Source organism: Acinetobacter sp. SK-43, assembly GCF_015351505.1.
In the GTDB taxonomy this organism is placed as follows: domain Bacteria; phylum Pseudomonadota; class Gammaproteobacteria; order Pseudomonadales; family Moraxellaceae; genus Acinetobacter; species Acinetobacter junii.
Map to the genome: position 1 here is coordinate 34,123 of NZ_JADKPY010000049.1, position 25,574 is coordinate 59,696.

The 25,574-nt window shown below is 38.0% G+C and carries 24 protein-coding genes, 1 pseudogene and 1 riboswitch; of the genes and pseudogenes, 14 read left to right on the forward strand and 11 right to left on the reverse strand.

Going from position 1 to position 25,574, the window contains the following annotated elements; translation table 11 throughout:
* The first annotated feature begins 153 nt into the window (after positions 1-153).
* Positions 154-2,934 carry a nitrate reductase gene (locus tag IRT38_RS10250; protein ID WP_194597628.1) on the forward strand — a complete coding sequence of 927 codons (2,781 nt, stop codon included), beginning with the start codon at positions 154-156 and terminating at the stop codon, positions 2,932-2,934.
* The gene (locus IRT38_RS10255; protein WP_099948751.1) at positions 2,931-3,560 is read left to right on the forward strand and encodes an NTP transferase domain-containing protein; all 630 of its coding nucleotides are present in this window, start codon (positions 2,931-2,933) and stop codon (positions 3,558-3,560) included. Before IRT38_RS10250 ends, IRT38_RS10255 begins: the two co-directional genes overlap by 4 nt.
* A 42-nt stretch (positions 3,561-3,602) precedes the next feature.
* Here the strand turns inward: IRT38_RS10255 and dsdA are convergent, their stop codons facing one another.
* The gene (gene dsdA, locus IRT38_RS10260; protein ID WP_194597629.1) at positions 3,603-4,934 is read right to left on the reverse strand and encodes a D-serine ammonia-lyase; all 1,332 of its coding nucleotides are present in this window, start codon (positions 4,932-4,934) and stop codon (positions 3,603-3,605) included.
* Positions 4,935-5,340: 406 nt separating this feature from the next.
* Here dsdA and IRT38_RS10265 point away from each other — a divergent pair.
* The 7 genes and pseudogenes from IRT38_RS10265 to IRT38_RS10295 all read left to right on the forward strand — a co-directional run bounded on the left by IRT38_RS10265 (position 5,341) and on the right by IRT38_RS10295 (position 12,579).
* Positions 5,341-7,623: pseudogene (locus tag IRT38_RS10265) on the forward strand (molybdopterin-dependent oxidoreductase).
* 271 nt (positions 7,624-7,894) lie between these two features.
* Complete coding sequence (gene moaA, locus IRT38_RS10270; protein WP_409514095.1) at positions 7,895-8,932, forward strand: GTP 3',8-cyclase MoaA; 1,038 nt, start codon at positions 7,895-7,897, stop codon at positions 8,930-8,932.
* A gap of 21 nt (positions 8,933-8,953) precedes the next feature.
* Positions 8,954-9,205, forward strand: a complete 252-nt coding sequence (locus IRT38_RS10275; RefSeq protein WP_004638937.1) for a MoaD/ThiS family protein — start codon at positions 8,954-8,956, stop codon at positions 9,203-9,205.
* 2 nt (positions 9,206-9,207) lie between these two features.
* Positions 9,208-9,750 carry a molybdenum cofactor biosynthesis protein MoaE gene (locus IRT38_RS10280; RefSeq protein WP_194597631.1) on the forward strand — a complete coding sequence of 181 codons (543 nt, stop codon included), beginning with the start codon at positions 9,208-9,210 and terminating at the stop codon, positions 9,748-9,750.
* Between the two features lie 15 nt (positions 9,751-9,765).
* Entirely contained in the window at positions 9,766-10,689 is a 924-nt protein-coding gene (moaCB, locus tag IRT38_RS10285) for a bifunctional molybdenum cofactor biosynthesis protein MoaC/MoaB (protein WP_087539268.1), read from the forward strand.
* Complete coding sequence (locus tag IRT38_RS10290) at positions 10,689-11,918, forward strand: molybdopterin molybdotransferase MoeA (protein ID WP_194597632.1); 1,230 nt, start codon at positions 10,689-10,691, stop codon at positions 11,916-11,918. Before moaCB ends, IRT38_RS10290 begins: the two co-directional genes overlap by 1 nt.
* Positions 11,919-12,096: 178 nt before the next feature.
* A complete protein-coding gene (locus IRT38_RS10295; protein WP_075696448.1) occupies positions 12,097-12,579 on the forward strand; it encodes a winged helix-turn-helix transcriptional regulator in 483 nt (160 codons plus the stop codon).
* Positions 12,580-12,688: 109 nt separating this feature from the next.
* Here the strand turns inward: IRT38_RS10295 and IRT38_RS10300 are convergent, their stop codons facing one another.
* From IRT38_RS10300 to tusD, 4 genes are read right to left on the reverse strand one after another with little or no spacing between them, the layout of a single operon-like run.
* Positions 12,689-13,000 (reverse strand): TusE/DsrC/DsvC family sulfur relay protein, encoded by a 312-nt coding sequence (locus IRT38_RS10300; RefSeq protein ID WP_004915588.1) that lies wholly within the window; start codon positions 12,998-13,000, stop codon positions 12,689-12,691.
* Between the two features lie 29 nt (positions 13,001-13,029).
* A complete protein-coding gene (locus tag IRT38_RS10305; RefSeq protein WP_004915591.1) occupies positions 13,030-13,314 on the reverse strand; it encodes a hypothetical protein in 285 nt (94 codons plus the stop codon).
* A gap of 13 nt (positions 13,315-13,327) precedes the next feature.
* Positions 13,328-13,678 (reverse strand): hypothetical protein, encoded by a 351-nt coding sequence (locus IRT38_RS10310; RefSeq protein WP_194597633.1) that lies wholly within the window; start codon positions 13,676-13,678, stop codon positions 13,328-13,330.
* 44 nt (positions 13,679-13,722) lie between these two features.
* A complete protein-coding gene (gene tusD / locus IRT38_RS10315; protein WP_004954585.1) occupies positions 13,723-14,091 on the reverse strand; it encodes a sulfurtransferase complex subunit TusD in 369 nt (122 codons plus the stop codon).
* A 63-nt stretch (positions 14,092-14,154) separates the two neighbouring features.
* On the opposite strand from tusD, the gene IRT38_RS10320 reads away from it, so the two are divergent.
* The 4 genes from IRT38_RS10320 to IRT38_RS10335 all read left to right on the forward strand — a co-directional run bounded on the left by IRT38_RS10320 (position 14,155) and on the right by IRT38_RS10335 (position 18,933).
* On the forward strand, positions 14,155-15,162 hold the full coding sequence (locus IRT38_RS10320; protein ID WP_194597634.1) for an SDR family NAD(P)-dependent oxidoreductase: 1,008 nt from the start codon (positions 14,155-14,157) through the stop codon (positions 15,160-15,162).
* A gap of 117 nt (positions 15,163-15,279) precedes the next feature.
* A complete protein-coding gene (gene fumC, locus IRT38_RS10325; protein ID WP_194597635.1) occupies positions 15,280-16,674 on the forward strand; it encodes a class II fumarate hydratase in 1,395 nt (464 codons plus the stop codon).
* A gap of 115 nt (positions 16,675-16,789) precedes the next feature.
* On the forward strand, positions 16,790-17,281 hold the full coding sequence (locus IRT38_RS10330) for a hypothetical protein (protein WP_194597644.1): 492 nt from the start codon (positions 16,790-16,792) through the stop codon (positions 17,279-17,281).
* A 137-nt stretch (positions 17,282-17,418) separates the two neighbouring features.
* Positions 17,419-17,508, forward strand: a riboswitch (glycine riboswitch).
* A 180-nt stretch (positions 17,509-17,688) separates the two neighbouring features.
* The gene (locus IRT38_RS10335; RefSeq protein WP_194597636.1) at positions 17,689-18,933 is read left to right on the forward strand and encodes a D-amino acid dehydrogenase; all 1,245 of its coding nucleotides are present in this window, start codon (positions 17,689-17,691) and stop codon (positions 18,931-18,933) included.
* A 47-nt stretch (positions 18,934-18,980) separates the two neighbouring features.
* Here IRT38_RS10335 and IRT38_RS10340 read toward each other — a convergent pair whose 3' ends face one another.
* Positions 18,981-19,628: a hypothetical protein gene (locus IRT38_RS10340; protein ID WP_194597637.1), complete on the reverse strand. Its 648-nt coding sequence runs from the start codon at positions 19,626-19,628 to the stop codon at positions 18,981-18,983.
* A 98-nt stretch (positions 19,629-19,726) separates the two neighbouring features.
* On the opposite strand from IRT38_RS10340, the gene ispF reads away from it, so the two are divergent.
* A complete protein-coding gene (ispF, locus tag IRT38_RS10345; protein ID WP_004915605.1) occupies positions 19,727-20,218 on the forward strand; it encodes a 2-C-methyl-D-erythritol 2,4-cyclodiphosphate synthase in 492 nt (163 codons plus the stop codon).
* Here ispF and IRT38_RS10350 read toward each other — a convergent pair.
* The 5 genes from IRT38_RS10350 to glnL form a co-directional block, all read right to left on the reverse strand.
* Entirely contained in the window at positions 20,206-20,730 is a 525-nt protein-coding gene (locus tag IRT38_RS10350; protein WP_194597638.1) for a protein tyrosine phosphatase family protein, read from the reverse strand. The two genes, ispF and IRT38_RS10350, sit on opposite strands and share 13 nt — an antisense overlap.
* 138 nt (positions 20,731-20,868) lie before the next feature.
* A complete protein-coding gene (gene argF, locus IRT38_RS10355; RefSeq protein WP_099948737.1) occupies positions 20,869-21,789 on the reverse strand; it encodes an ornithine carbamoyltransferase in 921 nt (306 codons plus the stop codon).
* 113 nt (positions 21,790-21,902) lie between these two features.
* Entirely contained in the window at positions 21,903-22,544 is a 642-nt protein-coding gene (locus IRT38_RS10360; RefSeq protein WP_130575594.1) for a TetR/AcrR family transcriptional regulator, read from the reverse strand.
* 132 nt (positions 22,545-22,676) lie between these two features.
* On the reverse strand, positions 22,677-24,176 hold the full coding sequence (gene glnG / locus IRT38_RS10365) for a nitrogen regulation protein NR(I) (protein ID WP_004915619.1): 1,500 nt from the start codon (positions 24,174-24,176) through the stop codon (positions 22,677-22,679).
* A complete protein-coding gene (gene glnL / locus IRT38_RS10370; protein WP_004954561.1) occupies positions 24,163-25,272 on the reverse strand; it encodes a nitrogen regulation protein NR(II) in 1,110 nt (369 codons plus the stop codon). Before glnL ends, glnG begins: the two co-directional genes overlap by 14 nt.
* Positions 25,273-25,574: the final 302 nt, after the last annotated feature.

Below are 25,574 nucleotides of genomic sequence, written 5' to 3' on the forward strand. Positions count from 1 at the left end.
ACAAGGCGGCATCCATGCCGCCTGTCACGGTAGTGTTTGAGGAGAAAATTCCAGTATTAGAATTGTGGTCTAAGCTAAAACTGGGGAAGAACTCAGAATGATTTTTTAGTTAAGTGTAGAGTTCAGCGGATTAACTAGGTAAAAGGGGCAGTCATGAACAGTATTCAAAATTTAGAACACAGTCGCTCCGATCAAGCAGAAACAATCATTACAAAAACAACGTGTCCCTATTGTGGGGTTGGATGTGGTGTTGATGTCACGGTAAATCATAAAGCACAAGGAACAACGGTTCAGGTTGCTGGTGATTTGGAACATCCATCTAATTTTGGACGCCTTTGTATTAAAGGCAGTAATTTGGCGGATACTCTAGGATTAGAGACTCGCGTTTTGCATCCGATGTTTGGTCGTAAGAACCATCGTAAGGTAACGACATGGGATGCAGCCATAGAAATAATCGCAGATCAATTCCAAGCTTGTATCGATCAACACGGTCGTGACAGTGTGGCATTTTATGTATCAGGGCAGCTATTGACTGAGGATTATTATGTCGTCAATAAGTTTGTGAAAGGATATCTAGGTACAGCCAATATCGACACCAATTCACGTCTGTGCATGTCTTCAGCAGTTGCAGCGCATAAGCGTGCTTTTGGTGAGGATATCGTGCCAGCAAGTTACGAAGACTTTGAATTTACCGATATGGTGGTGTTGGTGGGTTCAAATACTGCATGGTGTCATCCTGTACTTTACCAACGCATCATGCAGGCGAAAAGTAAAAATCCAGATTTATTCGTTGTTGTAGTTGATCCCCGTTTTACCAGTACATGTGAACAAGCAGATTTGCACCTTCCAATTTTACCAGGACAAGATGTCGCATTGTTCAATGGTTTATTACAGTATTTATATAAGAATAACTTTATTGATCAACATTTTGTCGATACACATACAGAAGGTTTAGACACTTTACTAGAATCTAGTCAGACTGAAGCTGATTTTGACTCAGTCGTGAAACGTACGGGAATTTCAGCAGAAAAGCTAAAATTCTTCTTCGAAAAATTTGCAACAACTGAAAAAGTTGTGAGCTTATTTTCAATGGGTGTGAATCAATCTTCTCAAGGGGTGAATAAAGCCAATAGCATTATCAATTGCCATCTTTTGACAGGGAAAATTGGTAAGTTAGGTGCTGCGCCATTCTCAATGACAGGTCAACCGAATGCCATGGGTGGCCGTGAAGTGGGTGGTTTAGCCAATATGTTGGCAGCACATATGGACATCGATAATCCATCACACCAAACACTTGTACAAGACTTTTGGAACAGTCCTGTGATTGCCAATCAAGCGGGACTGAAAGCAGTTGACTTATTCCAAGCTGTAGAGTCTGGGAAAATTAAAGCCATATGGATTATGGCAACCAATCCTGTGGTGAGTTTACCTGATGCGGATCAAGTAAAACGCGCATTGAACAAATGTGAGTTTGTCGTGGTTTCAGATATTTGTGCTGATACAGATACCACAGCTTATGCGGATGTGTTGCTTCCTGCGTTAGGTTGGGGTGAAAAAGATGGAACGGTGACCAACTCAGAGCGCCGTATTTCACGTCAAAGAGCTTTTTTACCTGCTCCAAAGCAAGCAAAAGCAGACTGGTGGGCCGTTGCTGAAGTTGCGAAAAAATTAGGTTTTTCTGGTTTTGATTTTAACAATGCATGTGACATCTTTAATGAGCACGCAGCCTTATCTGCGCATCAAAATGCAAGTTTGGATCAACGTGATCAAGTTGAAAACTTTCGTTATTTCAACCTAAAAGGACTAATGAATTTATCTTTGGATGAATATGATCATTTACGTCCGATCCAATGGCCCGTTTGGGAAAAAGATCAAAGTACTGCGGTTGAGCAGTTATTTGATCAAGGCTTGTTTAGCCATAAAAGCAAAAAAGCAAAACTGATCCCGACAGTGGCAATTGATCCTGTGCATGCAGTTTCTGAAGATTATCCATTGGTGTTGAATACAGGACGTATTCGTGATCAATGGCACACCATGACGCGAACAGGTTTATCAGCAAATCTGACCACTCACCGAGCTGAACCTTTCTGTGAAATTCACCCGAATGATGCTTTAAAATTTGGTATTCGTGATAAAGCATTGGTTGAAGTGAAGTCACAATGGGGCAGTTGTGTTCTGCGTGTCACTTTGGCTCAAGGCGTTCGCCGTGGTCAAATTTTTGCACCGATTCATTGGACTGAGCAAGTTGCCTCTGATGCCCGTGTTGGAAAAGTGGTTAATCCAGTTGTCGATGCAATATCAGGCGAACCTGAGTTTAAACACACACCTGTTGCGATTCAGCCGTTCCATACGACATGGCAAGGTGTTTTGTATGTCCGAGATGGGTTTGAACAACAAATCAAAACCTCATTGCAAACATGTGCATGGTGGGCAAAAGTTAAAATAGCCAAAGCAGTTCGTTTTGAAATTGCAGATCGTCACAACTTTGATCAAACGCAGAAGAATTTAAAAAGTTTCTTACCTTTTGTAGATGAAACCTATGAATGGTTGAGTATTGAAGACGTTTCAGCGCAAATGAGTCATAGCATCATTCTGAAAGATGGTATTTTGATTGCCAGTCTTTATATTGCGCCATCGGATATGTTGCCTGATCGTGATTGGGTTGCGAGTTTATTCAAACGTGAGCGTTTAAGTGCATTACATCGTAAAGCACTGCTTGCTGGTATGCCGATGTCAGCCGCGAATAATGATGGACCATTGGTATGTAGCTGCTTTAAAGTAGGTAAAAATAAGATCATTGAAGCGATTAAAACGCAGAATATTACTCATGAGAAACAAGTGACAGCATGTCTAAAAGCGGGTGGTAATTGTGGTTCTTGTTTACCTGAGATCAGAGGTTTGATTAAAACCTGCCAGTTGGAGGCGGAAGCATGAATACAGATTTTCCCGCTACAGATCTCGTGATCTTGGCGGGAGGACAGGCACGACGAATGAATGGGATGAACAAACTATTGCAACAGTTTGATGATCAGATTCAATTGTCGAAAATTTGTCAACGCTTTAAATCGGAAGTTCAGCAGATATGGGTCAATAGTCATCGTGATAGCTCGATCTATAAAAGCATAGAGCCGACTGTTGAATGTTTTTCTGATGATCAAAACGGCTTTTTAGGGCCGTTGATGGGAATGAAAAGTGCATGGTCGCGTGTAGAAGCAGAATATGCATTATTTATTCCTTGTGATGTGACTTATATCCCAAATCAAGTGCTTGCAAAGCTGCATAGAGCTTTAGAGAAAAATCCGCAAGCATCCGTGGCGTATGTAAATATCAATGGCGATGCCTTGTATCCATTTTGCTTGTTAAAAAGAGCCAGTTTGTCGATATTAGAACACCAGCTCGCTGCAAATAAATTAAGTTTAAGAGAAACTTTTAGGCAACTACACGCTCAACACGTTGTCTTTCAAAAGCAAAGCCTGTTTTGTCATAGCATCAATTCATTGGATGAGCTTCAACAATACAAGCAGATGAAAGCTTTTAAACAGATGTTTGTTTCAAACTGATCGGTTAAAAAAGCTCTCTTATTTAGATGTTGATATGGATGTTTAGATTATGGATTTTTGCAGATAAATTTCCATTTCTTCAACTGGAACCATACCACCACCAGTTGCCCAAACAATATGATTAGCATTATTCATTTGTTGTGCAGTCAGTTGATGCATAGCAGCATATTCTTGATGCTGACTGATTAAGATTGGACCCAACATTCCAGCTAAGGCAGATGGTTCCAGTTTTAAATCTTCTGATTGATTGAGTAGACCCAATAATTTATACATGCTTTGATCATCCAGTGTGTAGAAAGCATCGAGTAGTCTTTCCATCGCTCGACCCACAAATCCAGATGCGCGTCCTACAGCTAAACCATCTGCTGCGGTAATGTTATCAATGCCTAGGTCTTGTACTGAGATTTGATCATGTAAGCCTGTTGCTACACCTAGCAACATGCATGGTGAATGAGTTGGCTCTGCAAAAATACAATGTACGTGATCACCCAAAGCCATTTTTAGTCCAAATGCAACGCCACCAGGGCCACCACCAACCCCACAAGGTAAATAAACAAATAAAGGATGGTCATGATCAACCGTAATATTTTGAGATTCTAATTGTGCTTTTAAGCGTTCACCTGCAACGGCATATCCTAAAAATAAAGTTTTTGAATTTTCGTCATCAATAAAAAAGCAATTTGGATTTTTTAATGCTGCTTTACGACCTTCTTCAACTGCAACACCATAATCCTGTGCGTATTCAATAACGGTAACACCATGTGATCTTAATTTATCTTTTTTCCACTGACGCGCATCTGCTGACATATGCACAGTGACATCGAAGCCAAGTTTTGCACTCATGATACCAATCGAAAGTCCTAAATTTCCTGTAGAGCCAACGGCAATACTGTATTGACTAAAAAAATCTCTAAATTCTGCACTATCTAATTTTGAATAATCATCTTCAATTGTTAATAAACCTGCTTGAAGGGCAAGTTTTTCAGCCTGATAGAGCACCTCGTAAATACCGCCACGTGCTTTGATCGATCCTGAGATTGGCAAATGACAGTCTTTTTTTAGCCATAATTTTCCAGTGATATCTTGTTTGAAATGAGCTTCAAGCGTTTGCTGCATCTTTGGAATAGAAACCAGTTCAGACTCAATAATTCCTTTGCTTATCTTAGTCTCAGGAAATACAGACATCAGATAAGGAGCGAAGCGAGTTAAACGATCACGGGCATCATCAATATCATTTTGATTAAGACCAACAAAAGGTAGCCCCATTTCAAGGGTCGTAAAATTTGGATTCAACCAAATTGTTTCTTTAAGCTGAATGAGATCATCAACAACAGGGTGTTGTGCAACAAGGGCTTCAATTTGTTTCGAGTTCATTGGATTATTCATAAGATCTTTCTATTATGGTGAGGAATCGTTAAAGAAATTCCATTCTTTTTAGATATTCATGTATTAAGGGGATTGGATCAATAAAAATTATATTTTTATGACAATAATCTTATTCATTTATCAGAACTCTGCTAAGTCAAGTTTTAGTTTTATTTCGGGTGAGTGTACTTGATCTTCTAGTAAATAAGTTCTATTTTGGAACTAATAGGATTTTAAGTGGTTGTCCAAATAATTTATTAGGATTTAAGATCATGTTTGGGCAATTAAAATTTAGAAAAATAATCGAGATAAGTGCTTGTCTTGCTTATTTCATCATTTGTAATTTGAGCCTTATTCGCTTTTAAAAATCAAAAGACCTTTAGTGAATAAGACTGCAAATCATAGGGAGAATAAAATGCCAATGTCGACTAGCGCTGCAAGACAGGATGTGACTGCTTGTATTTTATGTTCGAGAAACTGTGGTTTAAGTGTTGAAGTTGAAAACAACCAATTTAAGAAAATTAAAGGTGATGAGCAGCATCCATTTTCACAAGGTTATATTTGTCAAAAAGCAGCGCGTTTACAGCATTATCAACAACATGCAGATCGTTTAACTCATCCCTTGAAGCGACAAGCTGATGGTTCATTTCAAGAAATTCCTTGGGATCAAGCGATCCAAGAAATCGCAGATCAATTGGTTGAAATTCGTGATGCACATGGCGGAACAGCATTTGCGTCGGTTGGTGGTGGTGGACAAGGCAATCATCTAGGGGCGGCTTATGGTCGCCAACTATTGTATGCAATGAAAAGCTTTTATGCCTATAACTCACTTGCTCAAGAGAAAACTGGTGATTTCTGGGTAAATGGACGTTTGTTTGGTAGTCAAGCCTGTCACACAACTGAAGATGTTGAACATGCGGATTATGTTTTATTTATTGGAACTAATCCGTTTCAAGCACATGGTATTCCAAATGCTCGTGATACTTTAAAACATATCAAGAAAGATCCAAACCGAACAATGGTGGTTTTTAATCCGCGTGTTACTGAAACGGCTAAGCAAGCTGATATCCATGTGCAATTAAAACCAGGTACAGATTCCTATTTGATGTCTGCAATGATTGCAATCATGTTGCGCGAAGATTTGTATGATCAAGCATTTATTCAAAAGCATACGCATGGGTTTGAGCAAGTTAAACAAGCATTTTCAGCCGTCCCAATTGAGTAATATATTGAGAAGGCAGATGTTTCAGTTGAATTGATCTATCAAATTGTCCGTGATTTTGCCAAAGCTAAGCGTGGTTGTGTTCGTATTGATTTAGGGATTCAGCATACTTTAAACACAACCTTAAACGGATATTTGGAAAAACTACTTTATTTACTCGTAGGGCATTTTGGTAAACAGGGAACGAATAACTTACATACTATGTTTATTCCGATCTTGACCAATACTGATGAGCGTAATCCTAAATATCGTCGTACGGTTCATCATAAGATGTTTCCAATATCAGGTTTTTTCCCACCAAATATTTTACCTGACGAAATTTTAAAAGCAGGTGATAAGCGAGTACGTGCAGTCTTTGTAGATAGTTGCAATCCATTGCTCACCTATCCAGACACCGCAGCTTATGAACAGGCATTCCAGTCATTGGAGTTGCTAGTTGTGGTTGATGTTGCGATGACAGAAACAGCGCGATTAGCCCATTATGTATTGCCAGCGCATAGTCAATTTGAAAAGTGGGAATTTACGGGCTTTAATTTGGAATTCCCACAAAATGGTTTCCATTTACTTCATCCGCTTTTTAAAGCTCAAGGCAATACGCTGCCAGAATCGGAAATCTATACTCGCCTACTTGAAGCCATGGGTGCTATTCCAAAACAGTTTCCTTTACTGAATAAGATCGCGCAAAAGGATTCCGCTAAAACAGCATATCTATGTTATTTTGCTGCACTTGCTGCCAGTTTTGTGAAAAATAAAAAGTTAGTCCCATTTGCGGCATCTATTTTTTATCGAACACTTGGGCAGACATTACCAAATGACGCCGCATCAACGGCTTTATTATTGCCTCTATGTATGCAGTATTCGGCTCAACACTATAAAGCAGTCAAACAAGCGGGTTATAAAGGGAATCGTTTAACTCTAGGCGTAAACCTATTCCAAGCGATATTGCAGAAACGTTCAGGCGTAATTCTCTCTAAACACAACTATGATGATGTCTGGGATTTGGTTGCTTATAAAGATAAAAAGATTCATTTAGCAATCCCTGAAATGTTGATTGAGTTAGCACAATTGAATCAACAAACTCAAGGTACAAGTGATCAGTTTCCATTTGTTTTATTGGCAGGTGAGCGCCGTAGCTATAACGCAAACCAAATCTACCGTGATCCAGCATGGCGTAAGGTTGATGCAGAAGGTCGCTTGAGAATGAATCCTGAAGATGCAGTTCATTTTGGCGTAGAGACAGGTCACTCATTACAGTGTATTTCGGAACATGGGCAGATTGCAGTGGTTGTAGAGATCGATGAGGGAATGCGAAAAGGGGTTGTTTCGCTGCCACATGGCTATGGTTTACGTTATAACGGGGGGCAGGCGATCGGACCTGAATTGAATCGATTAACTTCGTTAAAGCATTGCGATCCTTTATCGAAAACCCCATATCATAAATATGTGCCGGTACGACTAGAGAAGCCTGCGGCATAGTTGATAGATTGAGTTGTTTTGCACTATTTTATTGCATTTAAATTTATATATGTTTTGAAATAGTGCAATTTCATTTAACCATAATCTGCTATAAATCATCAGATTTTGTTCTAGTATTAAAATGATAAGTTCATTCAACTAAACACAGACTATATGATTGATGAATTTTAGAAATTGGAATAATAATTGCTTAAGTAAAATTCTCATATGTTCAGGAAAATAGATACGCACACAACTTGTGCTGAACAAGATGAGAAAATTCACAATATGAGTGCATATGATGAAGCATGAAATACCTGAAACGAATTTACCGATCTTACAAGATCAGTATGGTCGTATTAAGCGTAAGTTACGTATTTCGGTGACGGATCGTTGCAATTTTAAATGTGTGTATTGTATGCCTGAACATCCTGAATGGATGAAAAAGCAAGATTTATTAAGTTTCGAATCCCTTTTGGTTTTTTGTACTTATATGGTGAAACAAGGCATTGAGAATATTCGTATTACAGGTGGGGAACCTTTAATGCGACAAGGAGTTGTTCATTTCATCCGTGACTTACAGCAACTAAAAAAAATTGGTTTAAAACGTATTTCAATGACGACTAATGGTCATTACCTAGCGAAGTACGCTGATCAATTAAAAGCTGCTGGTTTGGATGATTTAAATATCAGCCTCGATAGTCTTGATGCAAAACAATTCAAAGCACTAACCAAGAAAGAACTTAATCCTGTACTAGAAGGAATAAAAGCCGCTCAAAAAGCTGAAATCCCTTTTAAAATTAATTGTGTTTTAATGAAAGATCACAATGATGATCAAATTCTACCGATGGTGAAATGGGCAAAAGATCAAAATATTCCATTACGTTTTATTGAGTTTATGCCGCTAGACGGTGATCAACATTGGACAAAAGATGCTGTAGTGAGCGAAGCAGAAATATTAGCGCGATTAAAGCCTCATTATGCTATTGAGCTACTTCAACAAAATCATGAACCAGCACGCCAATATCGATTAGATGATGATTATCGAATTGGCATCATTTCGACGATTACCCACTCATTTTGTGGTGAGTGCGATCGTATTCGTCTAACTGCACAAGGTGAACTATTCAATTGTTTATTTGCTCAACAAGGTTTGAATATTAAAAACGATTTGTTGAACACCATTAAACAACATGTTGGTTTATCTGAGGTGTCATATCAAATGTTAGATCAAAAAATTAAACCTTATATCTGGCATAAGGCTAAAGGTTATCACGCGATACAAAACCAACAAGTACGTAAAATTAGTATGCACATGCTTGGAGGTTAGATTGAAAAATATGGAGAGGGTATGCAAACCATAGAAATTAAAATAGAAGCTTTTGGAGAGATAGAAAGATTACTACCCAAACCACTTCAATTTGAGTTTGCTAAAGAAAGTTTAATTTTAGATGTTTTAAATCATATTGTAGATCGTTATCCAGATGCTACAAAGGCGATGGATAAATGTGCTTGCGCGATAGGTGAAGATATTGTGACACGTCAGACCGTACTAAATTCATCATGCACAGTGGTGCTTTTGTCACCTGTTGCTGGAGGTTAGAAATGCGTGAGTTTTCAAGAGTTCAAGATCAAGCATTAAGTTTAGATATTTTTGATCCTATTCAGTCATTTCCTGAATGTGGCGGGATTGATGTTTTCATTGGAACAGTACGAAACCATCATGAAGGAAAAGCGGTAAAAGCTCTTAAATATACCTCTTACACGCCTGTCGCAGAAAAGATGATTCGTGAGATAGAACAGGAAATTAAAGATAAATATCAAGTTTCTTATGTTCGAGTGATTCATCGTATTGGTTTTTTGGATGTGAGTGATACCGCAATTATTGCAATTGCGTATGCTGCGCATCGCCGTGAAGCATTTCAAGCTTGCGAAGAAGCTGTTGAACGAGTCAAGCATGAAGTTCCAATTTGGAAAGAGGAGTTTTTCACAGATGGAACAAGCCATTACGTTGAAGGCTGTTGTATTCGAAAAGATACTACTGATAATCTTCAATCGAAAAAGCCCTTGAGTTCTCCTTTATCAAAAGCAGAATCAACAATGCATCAGCACCATGAACATTGTGCACATGACCATACACACGATTAAATTTAGGACGTAAAAATGAAAAATGTTGGGATGAAACCCGAAAGTTATCGTGTAGCTGAAGCACAAGCTGTCTTACATGCACCTGCACATTGTATTCAACTCCTACGTGACGGAAATACTGAAAAGGGTGATGCGCTGAAAACTGCACGTATTGCAGGTATATTGGCAGCGAAACGAACGGATGAGCTGATTCCGCTTTGCCATCCATTACCGATTTATCGTGCCGATGTTGAATATGAATTAAATGATGATCATGTCGTAATTTTAACCACGGTAGAAACGATTGGTCCTACAGGTGTTGAGATGGAAGCACTCACAGCTGCTAGTCTTGCAGGTTTAACGTTATATGACATGTTAAAACCGCATTGTGAGCCAGAAGAGCTTTGTTTAGATCAATGTAAATTGCTCAAGAAAAAAGGCGGAAAATCACATTTCAAACGTACCTTACGTCAACCTGTTTCTGCTGCAGTGATTGTTCTCTCAGATACTGTGGCAGCTGGTCGAAAACCTGATACGGCAGGAAAGTCAGTTGTTGATACTTTGACAGAAGCTGGTTTTGATCCAATTCATTATCAAATTCTGCCTGATGAATCTGATCAGTTAAAGGATCTAGTGTTAGAGCTAAGCAAATCTTATGCATGCATTATGACTGTTGGTGGTACGGGAATCGGGAAACGTGACATAACGGTAGATACGCTTGAGCCATTGTTAGAAAGAAAATTAGATGGTTTGATGGAAGCGGCACGTTCTTTTGGACAGAAACGTACGCCATATGCGGCTATGTCGCGTGGGGTGGCTGGTTTTATTGATCGTTCGCTAGTAGTGACTTTACCTGGTAGTCGTGGCGGTGCAAGTGAATCAATGGCTGCAATTTTGCCAGCCTTGGTGCATATTTTTGATGTTTGCCGTGATTTGCCACATCCAGGGGGATATGAGTAATGTCAGGATGTGGTGCTGAGAAAGGGTTGATCAGTATTGATGAGGCTTTGGCGTTGATTCAGTCAACGCCTAGCGCATTGACGGCAGAGCAATTACCATTAACCGAATGTCTGAATCGTTATTTGGCTCAAGATGTGTATTCAGGAGTAGATTTACCCACTTTTTCACAAAGTGCTGTGGATGGGTATGCAATATGTTCATCCTCTGAAAATCTTCAAGATTCAGTATTTGAAGTTATTGGAGAGATAAAAGCAGGAAGTGAACTTGATCATCAACTTCTGCAGGGACAAGCCATACGTATTTTTACTGGGGGTAAGGTTCCAACTGGAACGACACATGTCGCTAGACAAGAAATTGTAAAGATCGAATCAAATAATAAAATTCGTTTAGTTGAACATATTCAGCAACAAGCAGATATTCGTTTTGCAGGCGAGGAAATTCAATTAGGTCAGAAGATCGCTGAATGTGGTCAGAAAATTAATATTGGTGCGCTTGCAGCATTGAGTATGATCGGTGTACGAAGTATTGCTGTATATCAACTACCTAAAGTCGCTGTACTCGTCACTGGTGATGAAGTTGCTGAAACACCAGAAGATTTAAAAGCTGGCAAAGTTTTTGATGCAAATGGACCTTTATTAAAAGCATGGTTTGAAGATTACGGCATAGAGGTAAATATTCTGCACATTGCAGATGAGTCTCAACGTGTTACTCAATGTTTTAACCAATTAAAACAACAATATGATGTGATCATCACCACAGGTGGTGTATCTGTTGGGGACTATGATTTTGTCCGTCCTTGTTCATTTGACGCAGGTTTCGAACAAATATTTTGGAAAGTTAAACAAAAACCAGGTAAACCACTTTTCTTCGCCCAATATATTGAAGATGAGCATCGCTGTTTTTTACTTGGCTTGCCTGGAAATCCAGCTGCAGTTTATGTTTGCATGCAAATCTATGGCAAGGTTTTATTAGATGCATTACAAAATCAAGATCAATCAATCAATTGGTTTAGTGGAACATTAACACACGAGCTTAAATCTGATGCACGTGAGCGTTTTTTAAGAATGCAGGCTTATTACGAACATGGACAATTAAAATTAAAAAGTCTAGCTAAGCAACAATCACATATGCTCAGTAATTTAATGCAAGCCAATTGTTTGGTTCGAGTTCCTGCAAATACTAAACTTGAGATTGGACAAGAATTAACAGGTGTATTTATAGTGACTTAATTTTTTGATTACATTATGTAACTAGATTTATTTTTTAGGTGCTGTTGACGAGTTCTGATATTGCATCTAATGAATAAACTGGTTTAGTGTAATGTCAGTATTGTTGTTCTTATAAATAATACGGTTCAAGACATGGATGGTGTCTTTTAATACTTTAAAAAATAATTAGGTGATAATAATGAAATGGGAAGAAATCGGTGAGCAACCATGTTCTGTTGCTAGAACACTTTCGGTTCTAGGTGATCGTTGGACAATGTTGATTCTACGAAATGCTTTTATGGGTATACGCCGTTTTGATGATTTCCAGCGCAGCTTAGGGCTAACACGTCATGTGTTATCAGAACGTTTAAAACGACTTGTAGAGCATGAAATTTTAGTTAAAGTTCCTTATGTAGAACGCCAAGAGCGGTTTGAATATCAACTTACTGAAAAAGGACTAGACTTGTATCCAATCATTCTTTCGATGGTACAGTGGGCTGATAAGTGGATGGATAAAGGGTTGGGTAAGCCGATAGAATTTACACATAAAAGTTGTGGCAAGAAAATAAGCCCCAAAGTAGTTTGTTCTGAATGCGAAGAGCCTATTCATGTAAAAGATGTAAGAGTTGCAGCTGGACCAGGGTATTTCGCTTTCGTGGAGCAAAAGAAGAAGACAGCTTAATTCAAGTTTCTTCTTGTTCTATCTCATGTTTTATTACGTGAGATAGAACTTCAAAAAATTTAGGGTTTAATCTGTTATCTATGCTAAAAAAATCTTTAATCATAAGTGTTTACAAACAATTTGCAGGTTTGGGAACGCCCGCCAATCGGCTTAAGTGGCGTGCAACTAAACCTGTATTGAACTTCTGCTGTAGTTCAGCATTGTTAATCTCAGGGCTTACCGTTTTCATTAAAAATTTTATTAGTGGTCGGGTAGCTGGAGAATGTCCAAACTGTTGATAAAACTGACGTACAGCATTTAAAACCTCAAAATGCCATTCTGTAAGCTCCAAATCTAATGATTTAGCAAGCTCCTTAGCAACTTCATGGTTCCAAACGGTATAGTCAACTAAATGTCCGTCTTGATCTAGCTCTAATTGCATAAAATAGCCTAAGCAAAATTAAAAATATCTTATTTAAGTGTAATACAATGATTAAATTCTAAAATTAAATCAGCAAAATCAGAGTATTGCAAAATTTTGATTTGGGTGTGATTAGTCTGATTTAGTAAATTAACATCTGAATCTAAACAATATATGTTCCGATAATTATTAAAAATTTCATCAGGTACAGTTAACAAAGCTTCACCCATGATCACGATCGGGTCGTCAACTAATGCAAATTGATATAGTTCGCTCCAAACTTTCGCCAGATTGCTATATGGCGCCTGAATGATAATTAATGTTTTTTTGTTCATGGGGAAATCTCAATCACCAATATAAGACATGATCAAATGATCGAACGAATTCAGGAAGCAGGTTAACCAGTTCTATATCTTGATCAGAATTTTGAACCTCATGACGATCTTTATTTTTTTCTTCAATCAGAATTGGTGTCAAATCATAAAATTCAAAACTTTCCACCATATTGGATGCAATTTTAAAAGCATCACGGAATTGATTAAATTGTAGCTTATTGTTTAGTAGGCTAATTGCAGCGTCTTTGAATAATACTTTGACAGATATACCAAAGGTTGCTAAAACCATAGTAGCAGATAAACTTTCGTTGATTTGCAAATTGGTCAAATTAGGCTGCGTTAGGATGACGAGTACAGTTTTCACACAATTTACCTTTTAAAAGCAACACTCTAATAAAGAACTTAGAATTAAAATTGAATTAACCGCGAACAGCTTTGCACAGCATCAGCTAATTCACCGAGACCGACTAACTCAAATCCTTGAGCTAAGTTGTGATGTTGTAGCGAATGACGTTGCGCATTGTCCGCATCAGTGATTCCTCTAGCGAGAGCAGCACTGACACAGACAGGGAGTCGAATACCAAGTTTTTGCCATTCATGTTTCAAATTACGTTGATCATCAGGAAACCACTGAAAATCATTCGCGACTTGAACACCATCTTGGTAAAAGAAAACACGAAACTCTTCATGCTTGTCTTGCAATGCTTGAGCTAAACCAAAAGCATGCCAAGCGATGATAGACGTTGGTGCTGAGGTAATTAATAGTAGTGTACTCATTGAACATTCACTATAGCTATAGTCGGCAAATGATGGACATATTAAAAAGAAGGTAAGTATACAATGATTTTGGTGACAGGTGGTTTAGGCTTTATTGGTTCCCACATTGCCTTGAGTTTATTGGCTCGAGGTCATGAGATCGTCATTGTTGATAACTTAGCTAATTCTACATTGCAAACTTTGGAACGCCTAGAGTATATCTCAGGTATGTATATACCATTTGCCAAGCTCGATGTCCGAAATACACCTGCATTAAATAAAGTCTTTGAACAATACTCAATAGATACTGTTATTCACACGGCGAGTTTTAAATCTTTAGAAGAATCCGTGTTAAAACCACTTGAATATTATAACGATAATGTTAGTAGTATTATGAGTTTACTCCGTGCGATGCAACGGATGGGTGTTCGGCAACTAGTTAATATTTCCAGTTTAGCCGTTTATGGTAAATCAGATGATCAATTGATTGAGGATACGGAATTTAATTATACCTATTCAAATCCTTATATTCGTTCGCAACAAATGGTTGAAGACATTATTGCTGACACTTACAAAGTCGACCATGATTGGAAAATGGTAAATCTAAGACTATCTAATATTGTTGGTGCATTTGAACATGGGGTTTTAGGGGAATACGTTCCGCAATTGCCCAAAAATATCGTACCACTCGCTTTGCAGGTTGCCGCGATGCAAAGAGAGTGCATTGAACTCCAAAATCAGGCAAATACTACTGATGGTACTGTTGAGCGAAGTTTTTTGCATGTATTGGATGCTTGTGATGCTGTATCAGCATCTTTACATTGGTTATCAACTCAACAAGGATGTTTAGAGAGTTTTAATATCGCCCATAATGATTTAACTTCAATAAGCAAATTAATTGAAGAAATTAGTAAAGTAACCAAAATGGAGATACGCGTGCAGCCGGCTGTTTATCAACATGAGGAGCTTAGTCAGCTTGGGGCGAATATCGATAAGGCTGCGAAAATATTGAATTGGACTCCTAAGCGTTCTTTAACCCAGATGATTGAGGATGAATGGAGATTTTATCTCAATATTTTGAAGGGTAACTAATAAATAATGATTCTTATTTACATTTATGACTGCTTTCATTAGGATAGAAATATTAGCCAAAGCTCCATTCGCTCTAGCCCATTTATAAAAGTTTATTGATTGAATTTGAGGTGTTTTATGCAAATGCGAATTGAACATGACACGATGGGTGAGGTTGCAGTTCCAAACAATGCTTTATGGGGGGCGCAAACTCAAAGAAGTTTGCAAAACTTCAAAATAGGACATGAAAGATTACCAAGAGCAATGATTCGTGCGATGGGGCTTGTAAAGAAAGCCGCAGCAATAACTAATGCTGAGTTAAAACAACTGCCTCAAGAGTTAAGCCAATATATCGTAGATGCTGCTGAAGAGGTGATTGAAGGCAAGTGGGATGATCAATTTCCACTTGTAGTGTGGCAAACGGGCTCGGGAACGCAAAGTAATATGAATTGCAATGAAGTGATTGCAAATATTGCAAATCAGAAGCTTGGTCATGCTTTAGGTGCCCAAAATCCTGTACATCCAAATGATCATGTAAATCGAGCTCAATCTACAAATGATTCTTTTCCTACAGCAATTCATGTTGCTGCCGCACTTCAAATTAATGAATTATTAATCCCTGCCGTTGAGAAGTTAAAATATACGCTGCACGCTAAATCACAAGAGTTTAATGACATCGTGAAGATTGGACGTACACATCTACAAGATGCAACGCCGCTTACATTGGGTCAAGAATTTAGTGGGTATGTCTCACAGCTTGAACATGGACTTAAGCGTTTAAACCAAGCATTAGCTGGTTTGTATGAATTGCCACTTGGTGGAACGGCTGTTGGCACTGGACTGAATACTCATCCAGATTATGCAGTTAAAGCAGCTGAACAATTAAGTGGTTTGACGGGACTACCTTTTATAACAGCACCCAATAAGTTTGAAGCATTGGCAGGAAGAGATGCTGCGGTATTTGCCTCAGGTGCTATAAAAACGCTAGCTGTCAGCCTAAATAAGATCGCCAATGATATTCGATGGTTAGCCAGTGGACCTCGCTGTGGTTTTGGGGAGTTGCTGATTCCTGAAAATGAACCAGGCTCTAGCATTATGCCTGGCAAAGTCAATCCAACTCAAAGTGAGGCTATGACGATGGTTGTTGCTCAAGTGTTAGGAAATGATACGACAATCAATGTCGCAGGTGCATCGGGTAATTTTGAGCTAAATGTTTTTATGCCTGTGATTGCCTATAATCTTTTACAATCTATTCAATTGCTTGGCGATGCTTGTAATAGTTTTAACGATCATTGTGCAGTAGGAATTGAACCAAATCGAGAAAAAATTGATTATTTCTTGCATAATTCATTAATGTTAGTCACAGCACTTAATCCTGTGATTGGTTATGAAAATTCAGCCAAAGTAGCTAAAACAGCATATAAAGAAAATAAAACCCTTAAGCAGGTCGCTGTAGAACTTGGTTTAGTCTCCGAAGCACAATTTGATGAGGTAGTTAAGCCAGAAAATATGGTCTCTCCAAACACAAAATAAAGCACTTTAAATATATCAAGAAGAAAACCTCACTTTGCTGAGGTTTTTTATGAGTAGTTTTTATAAAGTGAACTGCGTACAATACGCTTTTGATTTATTTGACTGTTGCTTTGTTATGCTCAAAATCTATTTAACAGATACTCAAACTCATATCCAATTTTCAGATATTCCAAATGAAAATCCTGTTAAGTTTCTGTTAAATTTAAAAAAAATATTTCCTAGTACAGCCGATTTATTATTACCTGTACTACCTGAAGACAACAATTTAGAAAACGTAACATGGGAAGCTACATCGAGTGATTTCGATGTATTTAAAAAGCTTGTTGAAGGTTGGGGAATTATTGAGCTACGCCTAAGTGCAATCACAACATATAAAGATAAAAATTTTGCGAATGATTTAGTGAAGAAAGCGCAGATCAGACGTAAGCAAATTTCCCAAAAGCATCCTCAGTTATCATTGATTGAGCTTGATTATATTTTAATGCACGAAATCCATGCTATGATTGATGCTGAATTAGTAATGATTGGAGAAAAATTTTATTTACCTAAGTTAAGAGAACTTTGGAAAGGAAATTTCTCTGAACAAATTTTGCAATGCAAATTCTAAAAATCTAAAGCAGACAAATCGTCTGCTTTTTTTATTCTTGAGCAAATTTAGAGTAGAATAAAGAACGAGCTACAAAGAATTACAACATATTCATGTCCGTATTTCACTACGGCATATATATTGCTTATAGGGATATAAATATTATTGCGGGAGAGAAGTTCTTCAATGAACTCGCCGAAGGAGCAACGACCCCGGAAACTCTCAGGCAAAAGGACTGTAATAATATAAATACAATCTGGAGAGCAGTGCTCTTAATGTAGAAACAACACAATCTATTTTTCTACACAAAACACTCACCGAAGGGGAAGGCTTAATGATTAATTGGTAATCATCTGCCGAAACTCTCAGGTACCATTACAGATGGGGCTATACAAAAAAGGAATGCTTTGCATTTCTAGGAGTTAGCTATGCCTCATGTTGTTGTTATTGGTGCGGGGATTACGGGTGTAACGTCTGCATATGAATTAATAAAATTAGGTTATCAAGTGACGGTAATTGATCGTCATCTATTTCCAGCGATGGAAACCTCTTTTGCGAATGGGGGGCAATTATCCGCTTGTAATGCTGAAGTCTGGAATCAAAAAGCAACCGTGCTAAAGGGCATTAAATGGATGAGTAAAAAAGATGCACCATTGTTGCTCAATCCTTCTTTCAGTGTGCATAAATATCGTTGGTTGGTCGAATTCTTAACACATATTAAAAACTACAAAGCAAATACCATTGAAACAGTGGGTTTAGCACTTATGGCTAGACAACGTCTTTTTGAGGTGGCTGAAAAAGAGAATCTGTCATTTGATCTTGAAAAGCGTGGCATTTTGCACATGTACCATACAAAAGAAGATTTCGAAATTGCAAAAAAAGTGAATGATATCTTAGTAGAAGGAAAACTTGAGCGTAATGCAATTACTCCAGAGGAAATGAGAGCAATAGAGCCTACGTTGACTGGAGATTATTATGGTGGATATTACACAGCTGGAGATGCGACTGGAGATATCCATAAATATTCAGTAGGCTTAGCACAAAAAACTGAAGAATATGGTGTTAATTATCGCTTTGGATTAGATGTTGTAGACGTAAAATGTTTACAAGACAAAGTGATTATTCAATGTAAAAAAAGCTCTGAAAATATGGATGCTGAATCTGAAGCGCGTACTGAAATTGAAGCGGATTTGATTGTTGTGTGTGGTGGTGTCGGAAGTTATCAGTTAGCAGATATGCTTGGAGATAGCGTTAATATATACCCAGTGAAAGGATACTCGATCACAGTGCAACTCAAAGATGAACGTAGTGTGAAGAATGCACCTTGGGTCAGTCTGTTAGATGAAAGTGCAAAAATTGTGACATCACGCTTGGGTGCAGACCGGTTCCGTGTGGCTGGTACAGCTGAATTTAATGGTTATAACCGTGATATACGTGCTGATCGGATTCAACCGTTAATCAATTGGGTTAACCAAAATTTTGATATTTCTACAGAGCACTCAGTACCTTGGGCGGGGTTGCGTCCAATGATGCCTAATATGCTGCCTGTCGTTAAGCAAGGTCGACAATCACGTGTTTTCTTCAATACGGGACATGGACATTTAGGGTGGACATTATCGGCAGCTACTGCTGTGATTATTAGTCAAGAAATCTCACAAAAATTTCCAAACTAAATTAAAAATGCCGATGTTTATACATCGGCATTTTTTCATAATTCTTCTTAATCGTATAGACGATATATTCCTGTAAAACGCTCACATCCTTTTTGATCACTTCTAATAACAAGTAGAGCTTTTTGAAAATCAAACTGATATTGGCATTTCTTTTCATTATCAATAATTTGGTTCTTTTTTTCGGGTGTGCTGTATGCAAGCAGAGACATAGTTTGAGTTTCAATGCGATTGTTTGGATTGCGGTAGGCTATACCTTCAATTTTTAGCTTATCTTTATCAAGTTGATGAATCTGTAAATGCACAGGAAGCTCAGACAATCTACCATTCTCAAATTTTAAATAATGTTGCGTGAGTGTTTGATTCATCGATGTATAAAAGTTCAAATCATCAAAACGCAAATCAAATTGTTGCTGAAAACATGTCTTTGATTTGCATTGTTGAATTTGATTAAGCCAGAGTTTTTGCGTGTCGTGTAAAAGTTGCAAAGGTGCATCTGTAACAAGATAAGCTGTTAAAAACTTATTATTTAGCTTTTGAACATTATCCGAATGTTGCTGTAAGCAAATTTTCTTTCCTTGAAATTTGCTATTAGTGCAATCGATAGATTTCGCGTACACAAATGTTGAGCAAAAACAACTCAATGTAATAATGTAACCCGTTTTCTTTAATTGATTTCTTACAGTGTTAAACAGCATAATCACTTATACTTTCAGTCTAATTTGCTCAACGTACTATAGCGAAATAGAAAGCCTGAATACAAGATTTGTTCGGTATATTGTAAAAGGAAAATCATATGGTTGCTCAAATTCGTATTGGACAAGGGATCGATGTACATGCGTTTGAAGAAGGTGACTTTGTAACTCTAGCAGGTATTAAAATTCCACATACTCAGGGTTTAAAAGCACATTCAGATGGTGACGTTGTATTGCATGCGCTTTGCGATGCGTTATTAGGTGCATTAGCATTAGGCGATATAGGCCAGCATTTCCCAGATACTGATCCACGATACAAAGGTGCTGATAGTCGAGTTTTGCTCAAGCATGTGTATCAGTTAATCTTAGATCGAGGTTATCATCTAAATAATGCAGATATTACAGTTGCATGTGAGCGTCCAAAGCTTGCTAAGCATAATTTAGAAATGCGCCAATCTATCGCGGATGTATTAGATGTGGATGTGACGCAAATTAGTATTAAGGCAACAACAACAGAACAGCTTGGATTTACTGGTCGTCAAGAGGGTATCTTAGCGACAGCAACAGTTTTAATTTCTCATCAAGTAAAATGATTTGTGTTAATCAGTGACTGTTCTAATTCTAATGTTGATTTTCTTCCTTGTAGCTGTAATGAAACACTGTGAATTAGACCAGTCCAAGTTTCATTAGGTTCCCATACCTGATGAAGTAACTCTTGGGCAGTTGGCATATCCATATTCATATAATACTGACGGTATAAATAGATCAAACAACTCGCACGCATATTTTCCGTGCAGTGTAGCCAGACAATTTCATTTTTAACAAGATGGTCGATTAAATCTAAAACAAGTAAGCATTGATCAGAGCTTGGAACTTCCCAGTCAATTGGAATGTGTATGTAATTCAGCCCGATATCTAAGCAAATTTGATCTTGGTGATTGAGATGATCTGCAGATTTACTAGTAGATAAATTAATAACGGTACTGCACCCATATTCTTTAATATGATGAAGTTGATCTATAGTGGGTTGCGCCGAGTTAAATAAGTGCTCATGGACAAAGGAAAAGTGTGGTACTTGTGATAAAGCTTGTTCTAAGGAAGTCATAATATCTACTATTTAATTAGTTTGCTTCTCAAAATATGAGAAATTTACACTAAAGTATTTAATCTAATATACGTCTTTTACTTCAAGTCTTCAATTTTTGTCAAAAAAAACAGCATCAATTGATGCTGTTTTTTTCATTTAGTCTTTCTTTAAATTTTCATTAAGCAAGAATTCCATTAATGCTTTTTGTGCATGCAAACGGTTTTCTGCTTCAGACCAAACCACAGAGTTTTTGTGATCAAGCATATTTTCTGAAATCTCTTCGCCACGATGAGCAGGTAAGCAATGCATAAACAAACAGTCTGGATGTGCTAAATCCATGAGTTCTTCATTTACTTGGAAGTCAGCAAATGCTTTTTCTCTTAATTTTTGCTCTTCTTCTTGCCCCATGCTTGCCCAGACGTCTGTCACGATCAGATCTGCATTCACTGCTGCATCTTCAGCTTTATTGAAAACTTCAACACAGTCGGCAAATTCAGCTAAAAATTCAGGTTTCGGTTCGTAACCTTCTGGAGATGCAATTTTGAGTTTGAAACCCATCATGTGAGCAGCTTCGATATACGAATTACACATGTTATTGCCATCACCAATCCATGCAACTGTTCGACCTTTGATACTACCTCGATGCTCTTCATAAGTTTGCAGATCTGCAAGAAGTTGGCAAGGGTGATGATCGTCAGTGAGACCGTTGATTACAGGTACAGTAGAATAAGACGCAAAGCGCTCTACGATGTCATGACCGAATGTACGAATCATAACGATATCTAGCATGCTTGAAATTACACGAGCTGAATCTTCAATTGGTTCGCCACGACCAAGCTGGGTATCGCGCGGAGATAGGAAAATGGCATTACCACCGAATTGGCAAATTCCAGCTTCGAATGAAATACGAGTACGTGTACTTGATTTTTCGAAGATCATTCCCAAAACTTTACCAACAAAAGGCTGGAATACCGTATTGCTATGTTGCATGCGTTTAAGTTCATGAGCACGATCTAAAATGCGTTGCAATTCTAAAGAAGACAGGTCTCTTAAAGTCAGGAAATGCCGAAGCGCCATAATTACTCCCACAATAATTATTGAATAAAAACAATAATTAATTGTTGTTTAATGGGTGGTGAACAAAAAAGGAATTGACTACTATACTATACGCTCAAGAAAAAGCAAAAGAATTAGACTTTTTGATGAGCTTTTAGAAACAAATCAACAGAAAAATCAATATAATCAAATATTTCTTTGTCTTCAGCGGGTGCATCTAGACCCATCAAAATACGCCATTCAACATCCCGAAGAATTCCAAAATACATCGTGGCTGAAAATTGTGGCTTTTCGCAAAAAATTTCACCTGAATGATGAGCTTGTTCTAGCGCAAGTGAAACACTATTTTGAATGTTCATCGCACATTTATTATAAAGATAGTGGGCAAGGTCGGTATTGTTCTGTGATTGCTCAAGAAACATACGCATGAATGCAATATTTTTAGGCTGTATGATGTGTTGATAAAATCTTTGCAGCGTTTGTACAAGGTAATTTCTTAAGTTTGTAACATTACAAATGTATGGTAAACATATATCTTTAAAGAAGACTTCGCGGCGGTAATCGCAGATCGCAGTGAAAAGCCCTTCTTTATTGCCAAAATACTTATAAATTGATGTTTTTGAACCGCCAGCATGATGAACAATATCATCTAAAGAAACAGCATCATAACCGCGTTCTAAGAACAGATCAGTTGCACAAATCAGCAGTGCAAGTCGACGCTCTTGTCCACGACGAGTTTGAGGTTGTTCACAACTTGGATAACAAAGATCAGTCATTACTCTGGCTTAGATATAGCGGGATTTTTAATAGTATATCAAAAACCCTATGTAAAGTATGGTTATGAGCTAGATCAATGTTTCAAAACGTCTCAAATAAAAAGCGAGTCATATTGACTCGCTTTTTATGGTTTATGCACTGCGGACGTCGTCATCATCCTCGTCATCAGCAGAGTCCATACCAAGCTCCTTTAACTTTCTGGTCAAGGTATTACGTCCCCAACCTAAAAGTTCAGCCGCATGACGTTTACGACCACGAGTTTGTTGAAGTGCTGCATTAATCAATGTTTTCTCAAACATTGGGGTGGCGATGTCTAAAAGTTTCATTTCGCCATTTTTAAGTTTTTGAATTGCCCATTGACCTAATAACTCATCCCAGTGATGAACAGCAATTCGGTCTACTATTGCAGGACTAGTCGTTGCAACAGATGCAGTTGGATCATTGTTCGATTTTTGGAGAGGAACTTGCTTCAATTCAGCAGGCAGATCTTCAGGATAGACTTCACGACCTGTGATCATGACAGTTAACCAACGGCAGGTATTTTCTAATTGACGGACGTTGCCCGGCCAAGGTAACTGCTGCATATAATCTGTGGTTTCAGATCTAAGAATTTTAGGGCTTACACCAAGTTCTTTGCCTGCACGAGCAAGGAAGTGTTGAGCAAGCATCGGAATATCTTCGCTGCGATGAGCAAGCTTTGGAATATGAATGCGAATAACATTTAGACGATGATATAAGTCTTCACGGAAGCGACCTTCATTCACTAATTTTTCAAGGTCTTGGTGCGTTGCAGCAACAATACGCACATCGACTTTTACTGGAACATGCCCGCCTACACGATAGAACTCGCCATCAGCGAGTACGCGGAGTAATCTAGTTTGAGTCTCAAATGGCATATCGCCAATTTCATCTAAGAATAGTGTGCCGCCATTTGCTTGTTCAAAACGTCCTTGATGTTGAGTGTTAGCGCCTGTGAAAGCACCTTTCTCATGTCCAAATAACTCAGTTTCAATCAAGTCTTTTGGAATAGCAGCCATGTTTAATGCAATGAAAGGTTTTGCACGACGTGGTGAGTGTTTGTGCAGTGCATGTGCAACTAACTCTTTACCTGTACCAGATTCACCGTTAATTAATACGGTGATATGAGATTGTGATAAGCGACCAATTGCACGGAAAACCTCTTGCATTGCAGGAGATTCACCAATGATTTCTGTAGATTGCAGAGGTGCTGCTGCTTTGGTTGCTTCTTGTTGCTGCAGCTTATTGAGATGTAGAATCGCACGATTAACTAAAGCGAGTGCTTCATCAATATCAAATGGTTTTGGTAAATACTCAAAAGCACCCGTCTGATAACTTGAGACAGCAGACTCCAAATCTGAGTGTGCAGTCATAATGATGACTGGAAGTTCTGGATGAGTATTTTTAACTTTAGATAAGAAAGTTAAACCATCAATTCCTGGCATCCTGATATCAGTTAGAATCACATCAGGGGCTTCATCGTGTAAACGTTCAAGCGCTGTTTGTGCTTCTTCAAAATTGGTAACGTCAAAACCTTCTTCTTTGAATGTTTTTTCAAGTACCCAACGCATGGCACGATCGTCATCAATTACCCAAATTTTATTTCGTGACACGGTCTGACTCCCAAGGTAGATATAAGCTAAATATGGTTTTTCCAGGAATGGATTGACATTCAATCATTCCGTTATGTTGATGCATAATATTTTGCGCGATACTGAGGCCTAAACCTGTACCTTTTGCTCGCCCAGTGACTAAAGGGTAAAATACTGATTCTAAAATACTTTCTGGTACACCTGGTCCATTGTCCTCAATATCTACTCTTACCGTTGAACGGTTTAAAACACCATTTATGGTGACGAGACGTTGGATACGAGTGCGAAGGGTAAGCTCTGGTTCAGAATCTACGAAAAACTCTTTATTTTCAGTCATTGCTTGCACAGCATTTACACTGATATTCAGCATGACTTGAATAAGTTGATCTCTGTCTGCCATAACATCAGGCAGAGATAAGTCATAATCACGTGTGATCTTAATTTTTTTCTTGGTCTGGTTCGCGATTAATGATCTAACTCTTTCTAATGGCTCATGGACATTAACATGTTCATAACTTGGTAATTGGCGCGAACCTAACATGGTATCAGCCAGATTAGTCAATCGATCAACTTCATTAATAATGATATCTGTAAATTCTCGATAACTATCATCACTTAAGCTTCGTGCAAGTAATTGTGTTGCTCCACGAATGCCTGCCAATGGATTCTTAATTTCATGAGCAACACCACGAACAAGTTGACGAGCAACTTGATGTTGCTGCACTAAATTTTCCTCTTTCGAAATTTTAAGCATTCGATCGATAGGGTTGAGTTCAATTAATAATAATGGGTGATAGCTTTTACCTGAATTTAATTGGGAAACGGTATAGTCAACATGAATCGGTTTGAAGTTGACATTAATTACCGCTTCACGTCGGGTGTAATGCTGACCACTGTTTAAAGTATTAAGCAAGGCTTCGTAAGTATTAAAAGTATCATCATGTGCATGGAGCAAATTTAAGACAGGTTGACCTGATGCGCGCAATAAACTGATATCAAACAATGCTTCACAAGCTGAATTCAGATAAAAAATATTTAGCTTACTATCGACCAATAAGATGGCAGTCGTCAGATTATCTACTAGAAGTCGATAGTCGATAGTGGTGTGTTGATCCATTTGTGAATCGTCCTGTATTAAAATGGCGCAATTAATATCAATATAAAAGAATAGCCATTAACGTAATGAATCTTAATAATGCAAAATACAAGCCAACTTTGTATTAGCGGAATTTCAATAACTTATTTCGTTAATGTTCTATTTATACGTTATTTTTCACATACATTAAGTTATTTTGAAATTTTATAGTGTTCTAAATTGGTGCAATGTTGGTTTTTGTTAAAAATACTGGTTGTATTTTGGTGCATTACACAAAGAGATGGCTTTGCAGCTATGCGGAAGGCGAGAAAAGACATACAATA